Consider the following 4,323-nt stretch of genomic DNA (forward strand, 5'->3'; position numbering starts at 1 on the left):
CCCATGCCGAACTCAGAAGTGAAACGCCGTAGCGCCGATGGTAGTGTGGGGTCTCCCCATGCGAGAGTAGGGAACTGCCAGGCATCAAATTAAGCCGAAAGCCTCATGCGAAAGCATGAGGCTTTTTGCGTTGTATCTTCCTGAAACACCGCAAGCACTCCCCCTTCGTATACGGTAAACTAGCCCTGTTTTTGCATCAGGATAGCGTGAATGAATCTCTCCCTTAAGCCGTGGAATACCTTTGGTATCGAGCATAATGCCCGTCGCATCGTATGCGCCGAGAATACCCAACAACTGCTGGAAGCCTGGCAGAGTGCAGTAGAGCAGCAGCAACCGGTGCTAATCCTTGGAGAGGGCAGTAATGTGCTTTTCCTGGAGGATTTTGCCGGAACCGTCATCATCAATCGCATCAAAGGCATCACGATTAGTGACGAGGCTGATGCATGGCTTCTGCATGTTGGCGCCGGTGAGAACTGGCATCAGCTTGTGCAATTCACGCTTGAACGCGAAATGCCGGGTCTGGAAAATCTCGCGCTGATCCCAGGCTGCACGGGATCCTCACCTATCCAGAATATCGGGGCGTATGGCGTTGAGCTGCAGCGTGTCTGCGATTATGTCGACTGCGTTGAGCTAAGCAGTGGCAAACAACAGCGGTTAAGCGCAAAAGAGTGCCGTTTCGGCTACCGCGACAGCATATTCAAGCATGAGTATCAGGATCGCGTTGCGATCACTGCCGTAGGGTTGCGTCTTGCTAAAGCGTGGCAACCGGTACTCACCTATGGGGACCTGACCAGGCTTGATCCTGCGACAGTAACACCGCAGCAGGTCTTCGATGCCGTCTGTCATATGCGTACCAGCAAACTGCCGGACCCAAAAGTGTATGGTAACGCGGGTAGCTTCTTCAAAAATCCGGTGATCACGGCTGAACAGGCGGCTGCTCTGCTGGCTGCTCATCCTCATGCTCCCCATTATCCACAGGCCGATGGCTCGGTAAAACTGGCCGCCGGTTGGCTTATCGATCAATGTCAGTTGAAAGGGACATCAACAGGCGGTGCTGCCGTTCATCACTTACAGGCTCTGGTGCTCATTAATGCAGATCGGGCGACAAGTGATGATGTGGTTCAGCTTGCCCATTTAGTGCGCCAGCGCGTCGGCGAAAAATTTAACGTCTGGCTGGAGCCAGAGGTGCGCTTTATTGGCCATGCCGGTGAGGTGAATGCCGTGGAGGTTATTGCGTGAAAGATAATACTATCCCATTGACGCTTATCTCGCTTCTGGCTGACGGCGAGTTTCACTCCGGTGAACAGCTTGGCGAGAGCCTGGGTATGAGCCGGGCTGCAATTAATAAACATATACAGACGCTCCGGGACTGGGGTGTGGATGTGTTTACCGTGCCGGGGAAGGGCTACAGCCTTCCTGAACCTATTCAACTGTTGGATGAGACATTCATTCGTCGTGAAGTTGCGCAAGGCAGTGTAGCTGTATTGCCTGTCATTGACTCCACTAACCAGTATTTGCTCGATCGTCTTACCGGATTGCAGTCAGGCGATGCCTGTGTCGCTGAGTATCAGCAGGCAGGCCGTGGACGCCGTGGCCGGAAATGGGTGTCGCCCTTTGGGGCCAATCTCTATATCTCCATGTACTGGCGTCTTGAACAAGGCCCCGCTGCCGCTATCGGCTTAAGCCTGGTTATTGGCATCGTCATGACTGAAGTACTACGCGACTTAGGTGCTGACCAGGTGCGCGTTAAATGGCCTAACGATCTTTATCTTAACGATCGCAAACTTGCCGGTATCCTCGTTGAATTGACAGGGAAAACAGGCGATGCAGCGCAGATCGTAATCGGCGCCGGTATCAATCTGGCCATGCGTAATGCGCAGGCGGGTGATATCAATCAGGGCTGGATTAACCTGCAGGAAGCGGGCGTGCGTATCGACCGCAACGTTCTTGCTGCACGGCTTATCACTGAGTTACGTAGCGCTCTGCACTGCTTTGAACAAGAGGGGCTCACGCCTTTTCTTAGCCGCTGGGAAGTGCTGGATAATTTTATTAACCGTCCGGTTAAATTGATTATTGGCGAGAAAGAGATCTTCGGTATCTCTCGCGGCATCGATTCGCAGGGGGCTTTGTTGCTCGAGCAGGATGGCGTAGTTAAACCCTGGGTTGGTGGGGAAATATCGCTACGCAGCGCGGAATAACTTCAAGGGAGCAGAGATGCTCCCTTTTTTATTACTTACGCAGACGCACTTCTTCAACAGCATGATTAGCGCTTTTGGTCATAATCAGGCTTGCTCGCTCGCGCGTTGGAAGGATATTTTCTTTAAGATTTAATCCGTTAATTTCTTTCCACAGCGATTGCGCAATCTCGACGGCTTCCTCTTTCGATAATTTCGCATAGTTATGGAAATAAGAATCGGGATTGGTAAAAGCGCCTTCACGGAATTTCAGGAAGCGATTGATATACCAGTTCTGCAGCAGCTCTTCAGGCGCGTCGACATATATTGAAAAATCGACAAAGTCAGAGACAAATACATGATGCGGGTCATGAGGATAATCCATACCGCTTTGCAGCACATTCAACCCTTCAAGAATCAGAATATCGGGCTGAGCAACCGTCTTGTCGCCATCCGGAATGACATCATATATCAGGTGCGAATAGACCGGCGCGGTGACATTGGTCACCCCTGATTTGATATCTGACACGAATTTCACAAGGCGATGCATATCATAGGATTGCGGAAAGCCCTTCTTCTTCATCAGACCACGATCTTTCAACACCTGGTTTGGATGCAAAAAACCATCGGTAGTAATGAGTTCAACGCGACGATGCTCGGGCCAGCGGCTCAACAAAGCTTGCAGCACACGTGCCGTGGTGCTTTTACCTACCGCCACGCTTCCGGCAATGCTGATGATATAAGGAATGCGCTGCCCATTAGTGCCAAGGAATTGTTCAAGCACGGCCTGACGGCGCAAGTTGGAGCTGATATAGAAATTGAGTAAACGGGAAAGAGGGAGATAAATTTCCGCCACTTCTTCTAAAGAAAGGTCTTCATTAATGCCTTTTAATCTCGCGATTTCGCCCTCGGTCAGGGTCATAGGAACCGAAGCACGAAGGGCAGCCCACTGGCTGCGATTAAACTGTAGGTAGGGCGTCATTAACGTTTGCTCTTTTTTACTCATACGCTTTTATCAGCCTGCCATGGCTCTCTGCGGTGCGCCCGGCGGCGCGCAACGAGAGCATCTCTTTAGATAATGCTATGGCTCGGCGTTATTAAATAAGTGGGAACAATGGGCAGGAGGTTAACACCAGATGACAGTGAATAATATGAAAAATCACGCCCCGGAGAGTGTTTCCCACACATCGCTCATGCCTATTAAGATGGATCCTTAAACAGGCAATGTAATCAAAGGGGACGAGTGGACCTTCTGGCGCACCCAATTCGCGAGCAGAAATGGTGGTTTTTTCCACGGTGTTGCATGAAATTACAGCATTTATTCGTGTTGTCGTGCAAAATGTGAGCGATAGAGCATTTTGTGCAATTTTTTTGTTGCATCCCTCCGCAGGTCTCCCTAGAATGCGCGCTACTTGATGCCGACTTAGCTCAGTAGGTAGAGCAACTGACTTGTAATCAGTAGGTCACCAGTTCGATTCCGGTAGTCGGCACCATCAAGTCCGGTGGGGTTCCCGAGCGGCCAAAGGGAGCAGACTGTAAATCTGCCGTCACAGACTTCGAAGGTTCGAATCCTTCCCCCACCACCATTTTCGGTTACGCTAAAACGTAACCTGAGTTGGTGTCAGTAGTGAATCAGCTCTCAGGGAGAGAATCTTCTCCCGGCAATACAGAAGCACTGGGTAGCCGAGTTTCAGGATGCGGGCATCGTATAATGGCTATTACCTCAGCCTTCCAAGCTGATGATGCGGGTTCGATTCCCGCTGCCCGCTCCAGACGTGCTGATATGGCTCAGTTGGTAGAGCGCACCCTTGGTAAGGGTGAGGTCCCCAGTTCGACTCTGGGTATCAGCACCACTTCACTTCTCCTTCCTGGTTTCTCTTCTGTTATTTAGCATTCAACGAGTCGGGCATGTTGCCTGGTTGATGTGGTGATATCACCGATTTATCCGTGTCTTAGAGGGACAATCGATGTCTAAAGAAAAGTTTGAACGTACAAAACCGCACGTTAACGTCGGTACTATCGGCCACGTTGACCATGGTAAAACAACGCTGACTGCTGCAATCACTACCGTACTGGCTAAGACCTACGGCGGTGCTGCTCGCGCATTCGACCAGATCGATAACGCGCCGGAAGAAAAAGCTCGTGGTAT

At 51.0% G+C, this 4,323-nt stretch carries 4 protein-coding genes, 4 tRNA genes and 1 rRNA gene; 8 read left to right on the forward strand and 1 reads right to left on the reverse strand.

The features are described from left to right. From rrf to birA, 3 genes are all read left to right on the forward strand, one after another. Window positions 1-83: ribosomal RNA gene (rrf, locus tag ABIC80_RS24415) — 5S ribosomal RNA — on the forward strand; the annotation flags it as partial. Between the two features lie 127 nt (window positions 84-210). Beyond that, complete coding sequence (gene murB, locus ABIC80_RS24420) at window positions 211-1,239, forward strand: UDP-N-acetylmuramate dehydrogenase (RefSeq protein WP_429178875.1); 1,029 nt, start codon at window positions 211-213, stop codon at window positions 1,237-1,239. Beyond that, window positions 1,236-2,198, forward strand: coding sequence for a bifunctional biotin--[acetyl-CoA-carboxylase] ligase/biotin operon repressor BirA (gene birA / locus ABIC80_RS24425; protein WP_429178877.1), 963 nt, complete (start codon window positions 1,236-1,238; stop codon window positions 2,196-2,198). Before murB ends, birA begins: the two co-directional genes overlap by 4 nt. A 31-nt stretch (window positions 2,199-2,229) precedes the next feature. Here the strand turns inward: birA and coaA are convergent, their stop codons facing one another. Next, window positions 2,230-3,180, reverse strand: coding sequence for a type I pantothenate kinase (gene coaA, locus ABIC80_RS24430; protein WP_034812588.1), 951 nt, complete (start codon window positions 3,178-3,180; stop codon window positions 2,230-2,232). A 411-nt stretch (window positions 3,181-3,591) separates the two neighbouring features. Between coaA and ABIC80_RS24435 the strand changes: the two genes are divergently transcribed. The 5 genes from ABIC80_RS24435 to ABIC80_RS24455 form a co-directional block, all read left to right on the forward strand. Then, window positions 3,592-3,667: transfer RNA gene (locus tag ABIC80_RS24435), tRNA-Thr, on the forward strand. An 8-nt stretch (window positions 3,668-3,675) separates the two neighbouring features. After that, window positions 3,676-3,760 (forward strand) — tRNA-Tyr (locus tag ABIC80_RS24440). Between the two features lie 111 nt (window positions 3,761-3,871). After that, window positions 3,872-3,946, forward strand: a tRNA-Gly gene (locus ABIC80_RS24445). A 5-nt stretch (window positions 3,947-3,951) separates the two neighbouring features. Further along, a tRNA-Thr gene (locus tag ABIC80_RS24450) sits at window positions 3,952-4,027 on the forward strand. Between the two features lie 114 nt (window positions 4,028-4,141). Then, a partial coding sequence (locus tag ABIC80_RS24455; RefSeq protein ID WP_023994387.1) for a GTP-binding protein occupies window positions 4,142-4,323 on the forward strand: 182 nt, incomplete at its 3' end.

The sequence above is a fragment of the Kosakonia sp. 1610 genome (assembly GCF_050435845.1).
GTDB classification, from domain to species: Bacteria; Pseudomonadota; Gammaproteobacteria; order Enterobacterales; family Enterobacteriaceae; genus Kosakonia; species Kosakonia cowanii.

Coding starts and splice junctions, on each gene's coding strand:
- coaA (WP_034812588.1), bottom strand. CDS start 3,180: ATGAGTAAAAAAGAGCAAACGTTAATGACGCCCTACCTACAGTTTAAT.
- murB (WP_429178875.1), top strand. CDS start 211: ATGAATCTCTCCCTTAAGCCGTGGAATACCTTTGGTATCGAGCATAAT.